Genomic DNA, 17,824 nt, shown 5'->3' with positions numbered 1-17,824 from the left:
GAGACCCCGCGCCGAACCTCTCTAAATCTCTCCTGAAAGGAGAGACTATATTGTTCCCCTTCCTGTAGGAAGGGGTTAGGGGTAGGTGGCGCAAGGGAACGCTCACCAAGAGAGAGGGCAGAAGGATGAATCTACTTCTGCCTTCGCTTTAAATAAGGAACAAAAACTAGAGATAGTCATTTGTATCTTTATTGTTATGTCATAATGTACATAGTTACGTACATTAGATTATGTTATCCACTAATACAGAAACTCCAACCAACGCGAGAAAGAATTTTTTCCAGTTACTCAAAAAAGTAGTGGAAGATCAAGAAGTTGTAATTATTAATTGTCGAGAAAATGAGAATGTGGCTTTAATTGCCGAATCAGAATTAAGAAATCTTGTAGAAACAGTTCATCTATTGCGTTCTCCAACTAATTCATCTCGGTTATTTGCGGCTTTATCTGACTCCAAAACTGGCAATATCCAGCCCCAAAGCCTAGAAGAATTATGCGAGGAATTAGGCATTGAGCAAGAAAAAGCGTGAGCAAAAACTAGAAATAGTCATAATTCAACGTGGTCTTGGTTTTAGTACTCAGTTTAAGGAGGATTTAGCTTGGTGGTTTCGACAAGATAAAAAAAAAGCTGGCAAAATTTTAGATCTGATTACAGCTATTACAATCGAGCCATTTCAAGGAATTGGTAAACCAGAACCTTTAAAATATCTGGATTCTGACACCTGGTCGCGAAGAATCGACCTCGAACACCGATTAATCTATCGTGTTAGTGAAAAGCAAATAGATTTATTAACCTGTCGTTATCATTATCAATAAGTCTAATATGCATAGGGATCAGGAGGTGTCGGAATTGTCTTAATAGAAGTCGCCGCAACAACTAACTGACGTCTTTCCCTAATCTGATCAGTGCGATCTCGAATCGCAACCGTAGCAGTTTTCATCTTTCCTGTAACTTCCAACCAGGTGTCGGGAGGATATCTTTCTTGAATAGCATCTAATTGAACAGGAATCCCAATCGGCGAAGCATCTATGGCGCAACAAGTAATAATAAAACGAGATAACAGAAAATAGTTATCAGGGAGTTCTGGGAGCTCGACTACAAATCCAGTAATATTAGCTGGCAGTCCTTGATAGGCATCGGGTTCAGGATAGGCATTTAGGGTTCTTACCCAATCGATAAGCGATCGCTCTTCTGGTTTAGTGTTAGTGATAAAGGCTTGGGGTTGAGCATGGGTAGCGGGTAAAGTCTCGGTAACGCCCCTTTGGAGAGCAGTTGCGCTGGTTAAAACATTGGGAGGAATTATCAAGCCTGCGATCGCAACTGTCAATAATAGAATGCTTCCGAAACCAGGAGGAAATAAAGTGATATGGTCATTTTTCTCTGAGGGATTTTTTGGAGAATTTATCAGTGACAAACCTCGAAAGAAAACAAGCAACAATAAACAAATGCTACTTGCTAACATCAAGAGAAAATAATTAGGATGAATTAGTAACTTGTATTGCCCAGTTATTGCATATTTAAGCAGCAAAATTGCCCAAGTTAGCATAGCAAGAATTCCCAGCCAGGGAATGAGCTGATAAAAGGGATTACGTCTTCTGGAAAATGATTTTTTTCTCATATCATTTGAAACCAAAGCCAATAGTAAAATTAAATTTTCAATTTATTCCTAATTTTCCCTAGATATCTTTGTACCCATAATTGACGAATTCGCCAGTTAGTTAAACTTGGAATGGGAGATTTATGCTGCAACTTAAAATCAAAAAACTGATTGATTTCTTGTAATATAACTTCTAATCTTGGTAATAAGTTATTTTCCTGGTACTGCTCAAAAAACGCAGCAGGAACTGGTTGCAAATTGTCCGACTTAATAACTTGTAGGATTCTCAGCAAGTCATATTCTAGAGAATAACAGCCAATCTTATGGCAATTAAAGCCAGGATCTAGATAATCAGCCAAGCCGTGATTAACACTAGAAAATATTTGACATCCACATGCTAATGCTTCCAATGGCGGTAAGCCAAAACCTTCTGTAACGCCGCTTACCCCCCAATATTCTGCCGAGTCATAAAGATAGATTTTGCTGCGATTAAATAAGCCTGCCAAATCTTCTACATAGCCATCAATGATTTTGACATGACAATAAGATTGTAAGGTAGGGATTAATTTTTCTCGGACATATTGAGACAACTTACGGGTTTGCACTAAAACATCAATATCTCTAGAGATTTGTTGATTATAAAATTCTTGACCAATTTGATTAGGTAAATAAAAAATTAAACTATTAGGAGATCTCTGGCCCCAGTAACCCATCGAGTTACGACTAACGGTAATAACCGGAATATTTGCTGGTAAATCAAACCCATAGCCTGCACTATGAGCGTGATAAATAATATTATAATCGCGTAATTTACCGATAAGTTGAGGAACATCAAATCCCCAACTAACCACAAAAATAAAGTCCTGTAAATTATCTTGTTGCAAAAGATCTGTGAGAAAAATATAATCACTTTCTTTTTGGCGATAGGTAACGATTTCGGTCTTACAGATTTGACTTGCTAAGTTAATCGTTTTTAACTCAGCCCAAAGTCCCCCACCACCAAATTTACCTTTTGTTCCAGGAAGCAAAAAGTATATTTTTCTCATAGTGATTTTAATAGTTATTGTTTATTAACATGTAAAGCAGAATCTTTTTGAAAGGCGGCAATGTTTAATTGTCCCTTCTGTTCGGGCAAGTAATCTTCAATTTTCAATTTTTTGGACTTGCTAATAAACTGACCATGAATATTCACCATATAGGGAACTATATAAGTCAACAAACCCGACAACCAGCGATCGCGAGTCATTTGTCCTTTGACCACAGCATTCCCATGATTAATAGTAAATAAAACCGAGCCGACAACGATCGCCACTTTCACCCCCGTCGATGCCAGTTTAGGATTCATTAAGGCAGAACTATACTCTTTTAAGATTTTCATTATATTATCCAGGCTTTTTAACAAATCTTAATATTTTTGATGACAAATAGCCAAGTAACAATGATTAATGATTAATGCTTACTCTTCACTGTCTTCAGCCAGACGATAAAAGTTGTACCGGGAAGCTGAGGATCTTTTGAGAGATTGTTGGGGCTAATAAGCTCAATCTTGCCCTGCATTTGCATGACTAATTTTTTCGCGATCGCCAGACCTAGGCCAGTACCAGGAATCTCTCCTTCGGCTTGAACTCCTCGATAATGCCGTTCGAAAATATGCTCTTGATCTTGTAGGGGAATGCCATAACCAGTATCACTAATCAAAACCCCCAATAACTCGCTTTTAATCGCTATTGCTATATTTACTTGGCCTGAGGAGGGAGTATATTTAATGGCATTATCAATTAAATTATTGAATATTTCGGTTAATGCTTTAGCCTCTCCATAAACTTGGGGCAAACTGTCGGGAATCTTTGAAGCTAGTTCAATTTTTTTGGCTTTTGCGATCGCTTTAGCCGAAATTAGCAAGGGGTTCAGAATATTTGGCAAACTCACAATATCTAAGTCATTTTTTCCTGGCAACAAAAAATTGGTTTGAGTGTTTGCTTGCTCTTCTGCTAGTCGGACTGAGGTCGTGCTTAAGGTTAAAGGAAGGGTTTCCGCTGTTTCTTGTTCTAGTTCGGCTTCAAATTGTTGTAATAAATTTGCCAAATGATCGCTCTCTCTAAGAATACTGTCGGCAATAGAATGTTCGCGGGAATTGGACACAAAACGCTTTAACAATAATTTGCTAAAGGTTCGCAGCGCTGTGAGAGGATTGCGCAATTGATGCAACAGATCATCGGTACGATCTTGTTCCCAATTAAAGAGATTTTCCTGTTTGCTTAGCTGTTCTCGATACCATTGCGATTGACGCTCCAAGAATCTTGCGATCGCCAAAGATTGGGCAATGTCCTCTACTTGTTGCAACTCTATTTTTGTCCAATTGCGATCTTCTCTTCTAGTTACCAAAAGACCTAGAGCCACGTCCTCATAGATCAAAGGAACGATCAATTTTTTCGTTGCCAAATTGATCTCTGCCAATTGTGAGGATTCATGATTGTCTGCTATTGCCAACTCCGGTAGCAAGATAGAAGCATTATTATTTAGCGAGGTCACTTGCCGCCAAATCGCGGGGAAATCCTGGCCTGGAAGCTGTTGTGGTAAATTAAGCTTATTCTGAGGATAAACGAAAAAAGGCAGTAAATTCGTTTCTGGACTGTCTATTTGTTCCTCCGTCAAATAGACAACACTCCAAATAGCTCCCAATGATTGGGTTAACAACCTTATTTGAGATTCGCACAAGGTTGTAAATTCTGCACTTGCAACAGCATAGGAATGGGACATTATTCAACAGAAATACTTAATTAATTTTTTTGTGATTGCTATAAACAGAGAGTAGCTTGCAATCAGTTCTAATTATCAGAATTCAAATGCGCTCTAAGTTAGATATTCGTTAGTAATTACTAACCCCAAGTGCTTGATTTTATTTGACAATTACGCTACAATCTACGCAGGTTTTGTAACTAAGATTACAGTAATTATTAAACATAAATAGGAGGTCACTGGGTTGGCAAGAAAACGCAAACGCAAGAGTCGCCGTCGCCAAGAAGGACGCAAGATATTAGAACTAGTCCCTTATTATAATATCGAAAGTGGCGAAGATAAACCCGTAACCGCAGCCCGCAAGCATATAGCTTCCACTGGAATCGTCCCCCCTGCGCTTTTGATAGTTAGAAGGAACGAGCACACGACGGACCGTTATTTTTGGGCGGAAAAAGGTCTGTTTGGGGCACAGTATGTTGAAGAAAATCATTTCCTTTTCCCCAGTCTACAGTCTCTAGAGATCGCAGACAAGGCCGACAAGAAAACTGTTGCAACTGCCAACAGCGGGTTTTGAAAGTTCAGTAATTATCAACACGAGATAAGTATAACAGGGTCGGGGACGTTTTCCACTCTTCTCCGATCTCACCCACTTTGTTGTTCTAAAGAGAAGATTGCTAGCGCTTTGTCTGGCATGACTCATTTAGTAACGGGGTGGGTCTTGGCGTTTATGGATTGATATGTTCTATTGTCCAATCCCCATTAGATTGCAAATGGTACAGACAGCGATTTTGTGGTTCCCCTCGCAATTGCAGATGGTCTACTTGGTGGGGAGTAAACAATAGCAAACAGAAAGTACTAAGAGGCTCTTGATCTGAAGGTATTTCAGGAGCGAAGAGATTCAAATTGTCTGTTCTCGTTGTACCTGGTTTTGGCCAGGCAAATTGCGATCGCGCATTATCAGAAATTTTTTGCCAAGCGGCTTGGCGCGCATCGATGAGCTCTGAGTTATTGTTTTGATAATCAATTAAAAGTAGATTTCCCGAAAAGCGAAATTGCTCCCTGGTTTTGGAAAAATACCAGCAGATTTCCCCTGCAGGTTGCTGGGCGATTTGAGAGACTTTATCGCTGCGAGAGTCGGTAATAATTTGGATTTGATTGCTGGATTGGAGAAATCCCCGAAAAACTACTGTGCGATTTTTCGGCAGTCCTTCGGGGCTAACAGTGGCTAATTGGAAGTAGCGACTATGAGGTTTGGCTCGACTGCGATGCAGTGCCCCAGCCAAATGCGATCGCCATTCTGGCAGTTTATAAACCATCTAAAACTGATAACTGATAACTGATAACTGATAACTGTTTCAGCCTTGCAATTTCTTGCCTAGGAGCTGATTAGTCAACTTAGGATCAGCTTTGCCTCCAGATTTTTTCATTACTTGTCCGACAAAGAATCCTCTAAGTTTAGTTTTGCCATTGCGGAATTTTTCTAATTCATCGGGATGGGCCGCTAAAACTTCATCAATAATTTTTTCAATTTCCCCGGTGTCAGAAATTTGAATCAAACCTTTCTTCTCTACTAATTCTTTGGCTGAACCACCTTTGGTGAGTAATTCAGGTAAGATGTCTTTCGCAATTTTGCCGCTAATTGTTCCTTTAGAAATTAAACCAACCAGTTCAGCAAGAATTTCTGGTTTTAAGGCTATTTCGTCAATTTTGAGGTTATTGTTCTTGAGATAGGCCGCAATATCGCCAATTAACCAATTGGCAACTTGTTTCCCATCCACCCCAGTTGAGATCGCAGCTTCAAAATATTCGGCTAGGGCGCGATCGTCAGTTAAGATTCTGATGTCGTAGGCAGACAAACCATAATCAGCCTGATAACGATGACGTTTGGCGATCGGAAGTTCTGGTAATTCGGCTTTCCAAGTTTCTAATTGTTCAGGAGAAACTTCAATCGGCGGTAAATCGGGTTCGGGGAAATAGCGATAATCACTAGACCCTTCTTTTAGGCGCATACTTTTGGTGCGTTGGCTTCCCTCATCCCAGAGGCGGGTTTCTTGGTAGATTGGCTCATCATTGGCGATCGCTTCGACTTGTCTTTCGATTTCATAATCGATCGCTTTTTGAATCGCACTAAAGGAGTTCATATTCTTGATCTCGACTTTTGTGCCAAATTCTTTTTGACCTACAGGACGGACGGAAATATTGACATCACAACGCAAAGAGCCTTCTTGCATCTTGCCATCACTAATTCCCAAGTAAAGCATAATCCGCCGCAATTCTTGAGCATATTCAGCTGCTTCTTTGCCTGTTCGCAGATCTGGCTCGGAAACAATCTCGACTAGAGGGATGCCTGCACGGTTAAAATCCACGAGAGAATAGGTTGAACCATCAAGGCGATCGCTACCCCCATGATTAAGTTTCCCGGCATCTTCTTCCATATGTAAACGAGTGATGCCGATTTTTTTGCGAATTGGTTCGGCTTTGGGGTTCTCGGCAATTTCAATTTCGATCCAGCCATGTTCTCCAATGGGCAGATCGAACTGAGAGATTTGATAATTTTTGGGTAAATCTGGATAAAAATATTGTTTGCGATCAAATTTACTATAGGGGGCAACCTGACAATTGATAGCTAAACAAGCTTTGACTGCATATTCAAGGACTTTTTCGTTGAGGACAGGCAGCACTCCAGGATAGCCGAGACAAATCGGAGAGACATTCGTATTGGGGTTATCAGGATCAAATTTGGTGGATTCGCTACTGAAGATTTTCGTTTCGGTGTTGAGTTGACAATGGGTTTCGAGCCCAATCACAGCTTCGTATTCTGTTTTTGCTGGCGCAGCAGTTGTCATAATCTGGGTTGAATGTTGATTTGTATAGCTTTCTCATTCTATACAAAAACTTTCAAAGCGAGTTAATTTTTGGGGTTGTATTTACGCACATGTCTACTAAGAATATCGCAAGGATAATAGTTCGCGCTGGACTAACATGTCTTCGCGAGTGATCGGGAATGGCTGTTTGGGCATTTTGGCAAAATGATTAGGCACTTTTTTGCGACAGGGTAGTTTAATTTGATCTAGGGGAGTTAGTTTGTCTTCTGCCATAACATCGCTCAAGCTCCAATCATCTTGGGATAGGATTTCCCAAATATCTACTAAACGGCGGAATTTGCGAGCTAATTTCCCCATTTTCAGCATCCAGCCCCCCGCAACTTTTTGTACGTCCATACAAGCATCATGCGCTAATCTGCTCACACGACGTAAGCTAATTCTTTTGAGGGGAGAGATATCTTTGGCACGACGGATGATATCTTTAGTTTTGCTTAGTTCTTTATTGAGTTGTTTGTTTTCTTGTTCGAGTTTTTGAATTTGTTCTCGAAGTTTGTTATTTTCTGCTTCTAGTTGTGAGTTGAAGGTAATCTGTTGGTTATTGACTGCTGTGATTTCTGGTTCGTCGCTGAAGGGAATATTCGCATCTGGTTCGAGAAATATGGGATTAAGAGGTGTAATGTCTTGGATAGTAGCAGAATCATAACCACCTCGCTCCAATTCTACTGTCCATCGAGGGGGATGGGTTCGCTCTACGGGATGAATTAAGGTTCCGGCAAATCTGGTGTCGCCATAGAGATAAACTTTTTGTCCCGATCTGAGGATTTGTTGCGAAGGTTGTCTGAGGAAGAGTTTTTGGTTTATATTTGAATTTATATTAGTCATGGTTTTGCCGTGATTTAGTGTGCGGCGATCGCAAAGACAAATTCTGCCAGGAATTAGGTGCGATCGCTAAAAAGTCTTAATTATCACGATAACAGCGAAGTACCTTTCTGTTACAGCTCATTTAATATTTCTTCATATAACTCCAAGTGATAAGGGCAAAACCAATAAGATAAGTGCTTTAAAATGTCGAAACGTGGTAATCCCGATTTTGGAACTAAATACAAATTCTATTACGGTCGAGATGAACCGCTATCGGAACAGGTTAAGGTTTTGATGCATCCTAAAATGAAGAATCAACTTAAGGCACTGGCAGAGGAACAGAAATGTAGCATTCCAGATGTGATTAGAGATGCTATTGATAAGTATTTGAATGAATTGAACACTGAGGACGTAAGCTAGTGCTGCTGCGCGAAAGTAATAAATAAAAATAAGGCGTTGCTGAATCCAGATATGAATTCGTTTCGCGCAAAGGCGCAAAGACGCAAAGAAAGAAGCAAAGAAGATTAGTCAAAAATTCTTTCATGTTTTAAATCAGCAACGCCAAAAATAATAAGCGTTGATCGACAAAATCACCTCTTATTTTATCCATAGTAGCATTACTATAGTTCAAAACAAAGATAAACAATGCTACCTAAGTTTGAATGTGATTAAGGATAATGCTAGATAAGAGTTAGGAAGATGATTTTGACAACAGACAAAACTAGAATCTCGCTTTATCTAGACAACGATCTCAAAGAATGGGTTGCTCGCGAAGCAAAAAAGAAAAACCGCTCTATGAGTAATTATATTGAAACTGTTCTTGACCAAATTAAGAAAGGTCAAATTAAAGTAGAAGCTTAGATATCATTATTTGACAGTGAATAATAAAGAAAATTAAGATCTAAAACGCTATGGCAAACAAGAACCCAAAACTAGAAAACCTTAAGCCTTTCACAACGGAAAGAGAAGAGTCTTGTACAGCCCAAATGAATGTGCACGTTCCACCTTCTCTAATTGCCAAGATTAAACAGAAAGAAAATTGGCAAGAATTTGTTAGACAAACTTTGCAAAAAGCTTTGGAAATGGAATCAGTGTAAACTAAGATATTATTTCCACACAATAAGCGCGATCGCCTTTTTTGAATTTAGCCTCCAAATAGTCTCTTGCTTTTGTATATACAAATTCGTATATTTGACTTATGGAGTTTGAATGGGATGAAAAGAAAAATCAAAGTAATATCACTAAACACGGTGTTGACTTTCAACAAGCAAAGCGAGTTTTTAAAGACCCTTATCTTCTAACTTATGAAGATGACCGCTTTAGCTATGGAGAAATTAGAGAAATTTCCATCGGACAGTTGCCATTAACAACTCAGCAAAAAGTAATTATTGTCGTAGTTGTTCATACTAATAGAGATAAAAAGACCAGGCTCATTTCAGCCAGAAGAGCGAACAAACGAGAAAGGAGAGCATATGAGCAACAATCAATTTAGTCCTGATATGTCTTTGGAAGAAAGAGAAAAAAAATTGGTAGAGATGTCTGACGAAGATATTGATTATTCTGACATTCCACCATTGGATGAAGGCTTTTTTCAAAACGCCAAATTGGTTAAAAGAAATTCAGCAACAGAAGCTATATCAATACGAGTTGATGCTGAGACTCTTAAATGGTTTCGCGAAACAGCAAAAAATAATCCAGAAATTCGCGGTTATCAAACTTTAATTAATGATGTTTTGAGAACTTATATGATTCATCAAATCAACAATAATGAAAGCTCTCAGCAGTCATGAACCTAATTGCGTGATTTTGGAGATTTACAATAAGAGTGATCGCCCTGAACTATGAGACGGGAGTTAAAACTTCTGCGCGATCGCCTGGAGAATCCTCAAAAATTGCTCCTCGTGCGATAAGATCTCGCTTCAAAGCTCCTGAAATACCTGCGTTATAACCAAAGCGAGTATTTTCAACATGAGCTCCACTTAAATCTGCATCAGTTAAGTTAGCTTTTAATAATTGAGCATTATTTAAGTTTGCACCGATTAGATTGGCCCCACTTAAGTTTGCATTATTTAACTGGCTAGAATTCAAGTTAGTTTTAACTAATCTAGCACCACTTAAATCAGCATTTCTTAGATAACAACTACTCAGATCAATATTACTCAGGTCTTGATCTTGACCACCTCGATTAACAATTTCCCAAACTTTAAGCCATTTATCATCAAGTTTTGTCTTTTCATTAATTTTTGTATTTTTCAACTTGGCATTACTCAGGTCGGCATCACTCAGGTCGGCATTACTCAGGTCGGCACTACTCAGTTCGGCATCACTCAGGTCGGCATTACTCAGGTTGGCACCAATCAGGTAGGCACGAATCAGGTAGGCATTATTAAGATTGGCAAGAATCAGGTTGGCACTACTCAGGTTGGCAAAACTCAGGTGGGCACTGCTCAGGTGGGCACTTCTCAGGTCGGCATTAATCAGGTTGGCACTACTCAGGTCGGCACCTCTCAGGTTGGCACCTCTCAGGTTTCGATGAGGTATATATTTTGTTCTAATTTCTTTAACTAAACGAGATTTTCGCTCGGCCTCTATATTTGCATCATTATTTGCAATCTCTGTATCTAAAAAATGAACATACTCTACAGGAACTCCGTCTATTTCGGTTAGCTCACCTGATTCAAATAGCTCCTTCAGCCTTTTAAGACCTTCTGGAGAACCATCAAGAATCAGTTTGATACTACCTTCTTCCGCGTCAATTATTTTTATCGAAGTATCTCCAGAAATATCCTGTAAGAGCGCAGCAATAACTTTTAACTTGGATTGATCGACTTCATCAATACTTCCTGCGATCGCAAAAACCAATCTTTTACCAATAGATGACTTCTCACCAGTGATATCTGGCTTTTCAGGAACATAATTATTCTCTATAACATTTACTTGTTGAGCATGGATAACGTTTCTCTCAACTCGCTCATTATAATTGCCCTGATCCATATTGATATCGCGATCGCCCGTCACCATGTATATCCTGAGAATGGAAGATTATAAATTCAGTGTAAATTAAGAAAATAGCTTGTTGACTCCAGTAGAAATTTAACTTAATGGAACGTCAGTTCGACGAATTTTCCTTTTGATTAAATTTCCCAAGTTGAACAACGAAGTAATAGGCTTTTCCCTAGATCCCCAAATCCCCAAATCCCCAAATCCCTAAGTCCCTATTCAGAACTAGTAAAGTTTGTACTCAGAAAAATAACGATTCAAATTCTTGCTACGAACGAGATAAATCACAATAACCGCACTCAGAACTACCAAAACCAAGCTTCCAAAGATCAGAAAAGTAGAAAGCTTAGAATATAGAGCAATAACCAACGCCACAAGAGCAACAATCAGAAAACTCAAAATCCCTAATAGAGTCCATTTCGCCCATTTGCGCCCTTGGAGCACAAAATACATAATTACAATTGTTATCAAAATTCGACCAATAGCCCATAAGTCCTTAGCAACAGCGACGAGAATAGCATCCAAGACAATATGCACCAAAAACATAGCCAACAAATTGTTTCTAGCTCTTAGAGCAGATTCTTCAAGCTCAGGCATAGATTTCTCCTTCTCCTCACTAAAGCCGAGTTTTCTGTAAATGACTCCGAGGATCTTCCTTGCGTTGAGCACGGATTTTCTCGTAAAATTCCTTTTCCTTAGCAGTCAAATTTTTAGGAATCGCGATCGCGACCTTCACCAACTGATCCCCTCTACCACCTTTAGGCAAAGACCAACCCTTTCCCCTGAGCCTTAAAGTTTGCCCATGACGAATTCCGGGGGGAACTTTCATTTGCACCATCCCATCAGGAGTTGGCACATCAATAGTAGCCCCCAAAACAGCCTCATCAGGAGTTATAGGAACTTCGCAAGTCAAATTATCACCCTCAAAATGGAAGAAAAAATGGGATTGTAAATCAACTTTGAGATATAGATCCCCTTGCCGCTTACTATACGGATCGAGTCTTCCCTTGCCCTTAACCCGAATTTTACTTCCTGGCTTGGCGCCTGGGGGAATCCGCACCTCTACCGACTCATTTCCCAAATTAAGACGCTTGGTCACCCCTCGAAAAGCTTCTGAAAAAGTTAGAGACAGGACAGCTTCGCGGTCTACGGGTGCGGTGTTTTGATTGCCAAACCCACCACCAAAATCACCAAAAGGATTACCTGCTCCAGCACCGGTATTGTAGCTGCGAGTATTATAGGAACTTCTGCTACTTCTGGTATTCCCCGGAGTAGAAATTCGACCTAAAAGCTCATTAATAAATTCTTCAAAATTGCCATATTGGCTAAAATCAACACCATCAAAATTCACACCTCTAGCACCAGAGGCGGAACTGCCTGCTTGTTGCCAATATTTGCCGAATTGGTCATATTTTTGCCGCTTCTCTGCATCTCCCAGAACTTCGTAAGCTTCGGTAATTTCCTTAAATCGGGCCTCTGCCTTCTTGTCTCCAGGATTGCGATCGGGGTGATATTTGAGCGCTAACTTACGAAATTTTTTCTTGATGTCATCACCACTAGAACTTCTACTGACACCGAGAATGTTGTAGTAATCTTTGAAGTTAGTAGAAGGCATCGATAAACTATCTCCTCAAGAGCTTAAACTTAGTTTTTGTCAGGGCATGGAAACCTCTGTCCTAAAGTTTAGCGCGTTTGCTGCTCAATTAACGTCTGGAAACGAGTTCGGCATCCACAACTGTATTAATTTAATCGTCTGGTTCGATAGTGCTACTTAGACCATGGCTACGTAATGTCTCACAATAAAACTCTGCATGTTCGAGGGCGCAAGTAATGACCAAGGCCATGCCATTTGTGTGGGCTTCCATCATGATACTTACGGCTTGAGGTTGGGTCATTCCTCCCACTGTGGTCATTAGAGTCTGTACCACATGTTCCATGGAGTTGAAATCGTCATTATGCAGCAAGACCTTATAGCGTGGAGGATGTTTGCGAACGGTGGAAGTTGATTCTTTTTTGATGGTGGACGTGCCAAGGGACATTATTATTTACTCCTCTAAGTTTTCTGTGGTTTTGAACTTCAAGCAAAGTCTCAAAAGATAATTTTACTGGAAATTTATCTGTATTGTTACATTGTTAGACCATGCATTTCGAGGTGAAAACTTAGCCACCACCAACTATAGTGACAATCTCTAGGCGATCGCTATTTTGCAATTGAGTTTCTGTCCAAAATTGACGATGCAAGATTTCTCCGTTATATTCGACTGCAACTAAACGAGGATTAAGGTTAATTTGTATCAATAGTTCTGGCAAGGTGATCGGCGCATCACAGGTATGCGATTCACCATTAACTTTTAAAGTAATATTATTCATTTAACATATAGTATTTAACATTAATTCTTTTCTGCCCTCTGCCCTCTCTCTTGGTGAGCGTTCCCTTGCGCCTGACGGCGGCGCGGGGTCTCACCGCTGCCCTCTGCCTTCACAATCATAATTGAGCTATAAAATGGCGGACAACTGAGCGAGGATTATCCGCTTGCATGATAGCGCGAACTACAGCAACTCTTGTTGCCCCAGTGCTTAAAACTTCATGTAAATTGGAAACATCAATCCCGCCGATCGCATACCAGGGAATCGGACAATTGGCCGCTGCATATTTTAGATATTCTAAGCCCGCAGGCTTTTTATCAGGTTTGGTAGGAGTGGCATAAACGGGCCCGACTCCGATGTAATCTGCTCCTTGGGCGATCGCGGCTGCCATTTCATCAGGATTAGTCGTAGAGCGACCGATAATTTTCTGAAAGCCCAGAACTTCTCTGGCTAGTTCAATAGGAATATCTTGTTGCCCCAAATGAACTCCATCAGCGTCTACAGCTTGGGCAATATCAACGCGATCGTTAACAATAAATAAAGCACCATATTGATGACATAATTGGCATAACTGTTCTGCCTTGGCTAAACGGATATTATCGTCAATTTCTTTGTCACGATATTGAACCAGAGTTAAACCACCTTGCAGAGCTGCCTCCACCGCGTCCAACAAATCCTCTGTAGGAGAAGTGACCAAATATAGATGAGAGTCTTCGAGCAATTGCAGGTGACTCTGATTTAAGAGATAACTTTCTATGGCGTAAACACGGTAGCGGATCTGTTTACAAATCACTCCCATCTGGGTTTGATACAATTTGCCATATTCTTCTAATACTCGCAAAGCCTCTTGAACCCTACAGATATTTGCTTGCAGTAAAGCTTCAATACTGATTCTCGTTTCCTCTTGAGGATGAGATAAATCTGTTCCCACATCTTCGGGGGTATTTCTGGCCTGGCGAATTTCTGCTGTATGGAGTTGCGCCAATTCCTGACGTATTTTCTTGCATTCTTCTGTAAGATCGGTGTTATTTAAGCCAAAACGACACCATTCCTCAATAATTCGGAGCCCTTCCCGCGCTCGATCTAAATTAGCATCTAATATCCGATATACAGCTTGTTGCATATAAATTTGCTTTAATTATCTCCATCCTATTGAGGTTAACAAACCCTTAGTCATGACGCCCTAAAATTATAAATTTCTTTATTCATCTTCCAGCTTGAATAGAGAATTCACGGTTTTAATAGGTGGCTTTAATATGAGTTAGTGCAAATAAAATCACTATTTCTTTTTCCTCATCCCTCATCCCTCATCCCTCATCCCTTTTAAGGTCCCTCATCCCTTATCCTTCATCCTTTTTAAGATTTACAGTTTGCCATTTTCTTACAGAGTTAATTACATAAATATTTTCACATTGCAGTAAATCTTGTTTTCTAATTACTGCTTCGGTTATTTTCTTATCTGCTAATAAGTGAGCACGAAAGGTTCCTGCTAATAGACCAGACTCTACAGGAGGAGTTAATAATTGACCATTAATTTTAACTACAATATTTGCGATGCAGGTTTCTGTGATTTCTTGTCTTTCATTCCAGAGAATTACATCATCATAATCTGGATACAATTTTAAAGTATTGTTATAAACTTTTCTGTTAGTTGTTTTATGATATACGAAGGGATTGTGAATATCTATCGCTGCATCGGCTAGGCATAACTTCACAGGTTGAGATAATGATAACTTGCTCAAAGATAATGGAATTGCTTCGCATTTAATCTGACCTTTTTTTGTTACTATTAATCTAACCTTATGGGGCTTGTCAGCCAGAGAATTTGCCAATAATTGTAATTTTTTATCGATCGCGGGTAAATCTAGTTCAAAGTTAAAATAACTAGCAGAATTTTCTAATCTTTGCAAATGATAATTGAGCAAAAAATATCCTTCATGAGCTGTCCAGAGAATTGTTTCTAATAGGTCAAAACTTGGATATTTTCTGGTTAAAACCTGTGATTTTATCTGACATTCTTGATATTCCTGATGACTAATAGAATCCCACACAATGCCACCACCCACTCCATATTCAGCATGGTTCGTTTTTTTATTAATTGCTACAGTGCGAATTGCTACATTAAACTGAGCCTGATTATTAGGAGTAATAAAGCCAATTGTTCCTGTATAAATATTTCGAGGTTGAGTTTCTAGTTCACGGATAATTTCCATGGTGCGAGATTTAGGAGCTCCCGTAATAGAAGCACAAGGAAACATTGCCGACATAATATCTGTGATAGGCGCTTTAGTTTTGGCAGTAACAGTTGAAGTCATTTGCCATAAAGTCGGATATTTTTCTACTTGGAATAAATTAGTAACTTTAATGCTATTGAGTTGGGCTATCTTGGCTAGATCGTTGCGAATCATATCCACGATCATCACATTTTCTGCCCGATTCTTTTCTGAAGTATGCAACCATTGAGCCAACGCTAAATCGCGATCGCAACTGTAGCCTCTCGCCACTGTTCCTTTCATCGGGCGAGTTGTCACCAAATCGCGATCGCAACTGAAAAATAATTCAGGAGAAGCTGAACAAATTGCCCAGTCTTCTAGATCTAGATAGGCTGCATAATCTGCTTGTTGTGCTTTGACCAACTGCAGAAAATATTCCCAAGGTGAACCGGCAAACTCAGCAAGTAACTTGATCGTGTAATTAACCTGATAACTGTCGCCCTGGGCAATATAGTCTTTGATCTTTGCGATCGCGCGATGATAGAATCCTTCACTAATCTTAGATTGCCAATCAAGAGTAAAATCGGCAGCACCTTCTGGTAAATCAATAGCTTCTGGTCGGCTGTATAGCCCGAACCATAGCAAAGGAAAAGCAATTTTGTGGTGTGTCACTAAAGAAGAATCGAAAGCGGCAGCAGCCTCATAACTAATAAAACCCACTGCATAAAATTTATGCTTTTGAACCAGTTCATTCACCAATTGCCATCGGGACAATACTTCAGCAAGACAATTGGCTTGAATCACCTGAGAAGGTTGGGAAAACTTTAGCCATTGTTTGCGATTAGCATCGTGGATAACAATCTGATTCATAGAGGATCTTGATTCTTGCCTTTTAACTCATTGTTACAAAGATCATCTTAAAGAAACAATTTTATCCTTACTTCTCGCTTAGGGATGTAGGGATTTAGGGAACTAGTGAAATTTAGCTACCATTCTCGCGTTACCTAGGCGATTAAAAATCACCTGGGTTGCACTGCAAATCCCTAAAACCCCAAATTCCAACTTGTTAAGTTTTTAAATCTAATATTTAAACGAGAAGTACTAGGCAAATATTCTCCCTAATTCCCTATTGCCCTAATTCCTCACAACCTATCAGAGCTTTTTTAAGATTTCATACTTTCCCGAACTTCTTGAAGAACTTCCATTTCAATGTCCTGCTCTTCTCCTGCAAACTCGTTATCAGGAGTGATAAATAGCATGCAATGGCAGTCATGTCGCTCACGCATTGGTACACAAGGACAATTCCAAAAAGCGTTTTTCACTTCTGCCTCTTTATCTTCATAGTGACGACAAGGACATAACGGTGCGCCCAATTCATCTTTATGTCGGGCTAGTCCTTCAATGACTACCGCCGTGACAGAAGGATCTACACAGAAGTAGGTGTCAGTCCTTTTGGCATATTGCTCGGCAAAGTTTTTCATTGCCGTTAATGTTTTATCTTGATCTTGAGTATTTGTCGTCATAATGATTTAAATATTCACACAAAGGAAATCATGTTAGTTTATTGTATCGGAAAATACGTTGTAGACTGACTTTGTCAAGGATATCTTGGACTTAATAAAAGAGTTTTATTATTAAAAAGCCTGAATCCATTCTTTTATTTCATATTCTGTCCAAATACCATTTTTCCAATAGGGATCAGATTCCACAAGGTCTTGAACTTCTTTTTCTGTAGCAGCCTCATAAATACCAAAGACTTTACTATTATCCTTTGTCGGGCCTAATGTCATTAAAATGCCTTGTTGTTTTTGACTGGCAAGACCATCCAAATGATCTTGGCGATAGGGAGTTCGTTTTGATAGGGCATCTTCACAATAACTGCCCCACATAATAAATTTAGGCATTCTCTTAATCTTCAATTTTCGGCATTAATATTTCTTCAGTCTAGGATATTATGATTACTGAATTTGAAAAAAAGGCCATAAAAAAACGCCCCCCAATTAAGAGAGACGTTTTTTTATTTATTTAAACTTCATTGCTAAATTGCTAAGCAATCAAGGAATTAACCATTGATAGCAGGAGCAGTTAAAGCAACAGGAGCAGATTCGCCAGAAGCCAAATCTAAGGGGAAGTTATGCGCATTACGTTCGTGCATTACTTCGAAACCTAGGTTAGCTCTGTTTAAGATATCAGCCCAAGTTCCAACCACACGACCTTGAGAATC

24 protein-coding genes and 1 pseudogene are annotated in these 17,824 nt (G+C 39.6%); 8 read left to right on the top strand and 17 right to left on the bottom strand.

Annotation, left to right across the window (positions count from 1 at the left end; translation table 11 throughout):
• Nucleotides 1-230: 230 nt before the first annotated feature.
• Nucleotides 231-527: a type II toxin-antitoxin system Phd/YefM family antitoxin gene (locus tag XEN7305_RS04065; protein WP_006508075.1), complete on the top strand. Its 297-nt coding sequence runs from the start codon at nucleotides 231-233 to the stop codon at nucleotides 525-527.
• On the top strand, nucleotides 508-813 hold the full coding sequence (locus XEN7305_RS04060) for a Txe/YoeB family addiction module toxin (protein WP_006508074.1): 306 nt from the start codon (nucleotides 508-510) through the stop codon (nucleotides 811-813). Before XEN7305_RS04065 ends, XEN7305_RS04060 begins: the two co-directional genes overlap by 20 nt.
• Before the next feature lie 2 nt (nucleotides 814-815).
• Here the strand turns inward: XEN7305_RS04060 and XEN7305_RS04055 are convergent, their stop codons facing one another.
• The 4 genes from XEN7305_RS04055 to XEN7305_RS04040 all read right to left on the bottom strand — a co-directional run bounded on the left by XEN7305_RS04055 (nucleotide 816) and on the right by XEN7305_RS04040 (nucleotide 4,355).
• Complete coding sequence (locus XEN7305_RS04055) at nucleotides 816-1,616, bottom strand: TIGR03943 family protein (protein ID WP_006508073.1); 801 nt, start codon at nucleotides 1,614-1,616, stop codon at nucleotides 816-818.
• Between the two features lie 29 nt (nucleotides 1,617-1,645).
• A complete protein-coding gene (locus XEN7305_RS04050) occupies nucleotides 1,646-2,641 on the bottom strand; it encodes a glycosyltransferase (protein ID WP_006508072.1) in 996 nt (331 codons plus the stop codon).
• 14 nt (nucleotides 2,642-2,655) lie between these two features.
• Nucleotides 2,656-2,973 carry a nitrate/nitrite transporter NrtS gene (nrtS, locus tag XEN7305_RS04045; RefSeq protein ID WP_006508071.1) on the bottom strand — a complete coding sequence of 106 codons (318 nt, stop codon included), beginning with the start codon at nucleotides 2,971-2,973 and terminating at the stop codon, nucleotides 2,656-2,658.
• Nucleotides 2,974-3,044: 71 nt separating this feature from the next.
• A complete protein-coding gene (locus XEN7305_RS04040; protein WP_006508070.1) occupies nucleotides 3,045-4,355 on the bottom strand; it encodes a sensor histidine kinase in 1,311 nt (436 codons plus the stop codon).
• Nucleotides 4,356-4,578: 223 nt separating this feature from the next.
• Between XEN7305_RS04040 and XEN7305_RS04035 the strand changes: the two genes are divergently transcribed.
• A complete protein-coding gene (locus tag XEN7305_RS04035; protein ID WP_006508069.1) occupies nucleotides 4,579-4,908 on the top strand; it encodes a DUF3155 domain-containing protein in 330 nt (109 codons plus the stop codon).
• Between the two features lie 151 nt (nucleotides 4,909-5,059).
• On the opposite strand, the gene XEN7305_RS04030 is transcribed toward XEN7305_RS04035, so the two are convergent.
• From XEN7305_RS04030 to XEN7305_RS04020, 3 genes are all read right to left on the bottom strand, one after another.
• A complete protein-coding gene (locus XEN7305_RS04030; protein WP_006508068.1) occupies nucleotides 5,060-5,650 on the bottom strand; it encodes an Npun_F5749 family FMN-dependent PPOX-type flavoprotein in 591 nt (196 codons plus the stop codon).
• Between the two features lie 39 nt (nucleotides 5,651-5,689).
• Nucleotides 5,690-7,180 carry an Asp-tRNA(Asn)/Glu-tRNA(Gln) amidotransferase subunit GatB gene (gatB, locus tag XEN7305_RS04025; protein ID WP_006508067.1) on the bottom strand — a complete coding sequence of 497 codons (1,491 nt, stop codon included), beginning with the start codon at nucleotides 7,178-7,180 and terminating at the stop codon, nucleotides 5,690-5,692.
• 96 nt (nucleotides 7,181-7,276) lie between these two features.
• Nucleotides 7,277-8,041 carry a hypothetical protein gene (locus XEN7305_RS04020; protein ID WP_006508066.1) on the bottom strand — a complete coding sequence of 255 codons (765 nt, stop codon included), beginning with the start codon at nucleotides 8,039-8,041 and terminating at the stop codon, nucleotides 7,277-7,279.
• Between the two features lie 183 nt (nucleotides 8,042-8,224).
• Between XEN7305_RS04020 and XEN7305_RS04015 the strand changes: the two genes are divergently transcribed.
• The 5 genes from XEN7305_RS04015 to XEN7305_RS04000 all read left to right on the top strand — a co-directional run bounded on the left by XEN7305_RS04015 (nucleotide 8,225) and on the right by XEN7305_RS04000 (nucleotide 9,810).
• Nucleotides 8,225-8,440 (top strand): hypothetical protein, encoded by a 216-nt coding sequence (locus tag XEN7305_RS04015; protein ID WP_006508065.1) that lies wholly within the window; start codon nucleotides 8,225-8,227, stop codon nucleotides 8,438-8,440.
• Nucleotides 8,441-8,719: 279 nt separating this feature from the next.
• A complete protein-coding gene (locus XEN7305_RS28880; protein ID WP_006508064.1) occupies nucleotides 8,720-8,881 on the top strand; it encodes a hypothetical protein in 162 nt (53 codons plus the stop codon).
• 50 nt (nucleotides 8,882-8,931) lie between these two features.
• Nucleotides 8,932-9,117 carry a hypothetical protein gene (locus tag XEN7305_RS04010; protein WP_006508063.1) on the top strand — a complete coding sequence of 62 codons (186 nt, stop codon included), beginning with the start codon at nucleotides 8,932-8,934 and terminating at the stop codon, nucleotides 9,115-9,117.
• A 101-nt stretch (nucleotides 9,118-9,218) separates the two neighbouring features.
• Complete coding sequence (locus XEN7305_RS04005; protein ID WP_006508062.1) at nucleotides 9,219-9,512, top strand: BrnT family toxin; 294 nt, start codon at nucleotides 9,219-9,221, stop codon at nucleotides 9,510-9,512.
• Entirely contained in the window at nucleotides 9,493-9,810 is a 318-nt protein-coding gene (locus tag XEN7305_RS04000) for a BrnA antitoxin family protein (RefSeq protein ID WP_006508061.1), read from the top strand. The genes XEN7305_RS04005 and XEN7305_RS04000 overlap by 20 nt, the downstream gene beginning before the upstream one ends.
• A 49-nt stretch (nucleotides 9,811-9,859) precedes the next feature.
• On the opposite strand, the gene XEN7305_RS03995 is transcribed toward XEN7305_RS04000, so the two are convergent.
• From XEN7305_RS03995 to XEN7305_RS28535, 10 genes and pseudogenes are all read right to left on the bottom strand, one after another.
• Nucleotides 9,860-11,041, bottom strand: a complete 1,182-nt coding sequence (locus tag XEN7305_RS03995; RefSeq protein ID WP_006508060.1) for a pentapeptide repeat-containing protein — start codon at nucleotides 11,039-11,041, stop codon at nucleotides 9,860-9,862.
• A 204-nt stretch (nucleotides 11,042-11,245) separates the two neighbouring features.
• Nucleotides 11,246-11,617: a hypothetical protein gene (locus XEN7305_RS03990; protein ID WP_006508059.1), complete on the bottom strand. Its 372-nt coding sequence runs from the start codon at nucleotides 11,615-11,617 to the stop codon at nucleotides 11,246-11,248.
• 19 nt (nucleotides 11,618-11,636) lie between these two features.
• Complete coding sequence (locus XEN7305_RS03985) at nucleotides 11,637-12,635, bottom strand: DnaJ C-terminal domain-containing protein (protein ID WP_006508058.1); 999 nt, start codon at nucleotides 12,633-12,635, stop codon at nucleotides 11,637-11,639.
• A gap of 130 nt (nucleotides 12,636-12,765) precedes the next feature.
• A complete protein-coding gene (gene clpS / locus XEN7305_RS03980; protein ID WP_006508057.1) occupies nucleotides 12,766-13,059 on the bottom strand; it encodes an ATP-dependent Clp protease adapter ClpS in 294 nt (97 codons plus the stop codon).
• A 121-nt stretch (nucleotides 13,060-13,180) separates the two neighbouring features.
• Nucleotides 13,181-13,390, bottom strand: coding sequence for a sulfur carrier protein ThiS (gene thiS / locus XEN7305_RS03975; protein ID WP_006508056.1), 210 nt, complete (start codon nucleotides 13,388-13,390; stop codon nucleotides 13,181-13,183).
• A 115-nt stretch (nucleotides 13,391-13,505) separates the two neighbouring features.
• Nucleotides 13,506-14,510 carry a thiamine phosphate synthase gene (locus XEN7305_RS03970; protein ID WP_006508055.1) on the bottom strand — a complete coding sequence of 335 codons (1,005 nt, stop codon included), beginning with the start codon at nucleotides 14,508-14,510 and terminating at the stop codon, nucleotides 13,506-13,508.
• 217 nt (nucleotides 14,511-14,727) lie between these two features.
• Nucleotides 14,728-16,470 (bottom strand): aminodeoxychorismate synthase component I, encoded by a 1,743-nt coding sequence (gene pabB / locus XEN7305_RS03965; protein WP_006508054.1) that lies wholly within the window; start codon nucleotides 16,468-16,470, stop codon nucleotides 14,728-14,730.
• A gap of 293 nt (nucleotides 16,471-16,763) precedes the next feature.
• Nucleotides 16,764-17,123, bottom strand: a complete 360-nt coding sequence (locus XEN7305_RS03960) for a ferredoxin-thioredoxin reductase catalytic domain-containing protein (protein ID WP_006508053.1) — start codon at nucleotides 17,121-17,123, stop codon at nucleotides 16,764-16,766.
• Between the two features lie 111 nt (nucleotides 17,124-17,234).
• Nucleotides 17,235-17,504, bottom strand: a complete 270-nt coding sequence (locus tag XEN7305_RS03955; protein WP_006508052.1) for a YciI family protein — start codon at nucleotides 17,502-17,504, stop codon at nucleotides 17,235-17,237.
• Nucleotides 17,505-17,662: 158 nt separating this feature from the next.
• A pseudogene (locus XEN7305_RS28535) lies at nucleotides 17,663-17,824 on the bottom strand (photosystem II q(b) protein); the annotation flags it as partial.

The sequence above is a fragment of the Xenococcus sp. PCC 7305 genome (assembly GCF_000332055.1).
In the GTDB taxonomy this organism is placed as follows: domain Bacteria; phylum Cyanobacteriota; class Cyanobacteriia; order Cyanobacteriales; family Xenococcaceae; genus Xenococcus.
This window is presented reverse-complemented; position numbering and strand designations above follow the sequence as displayed.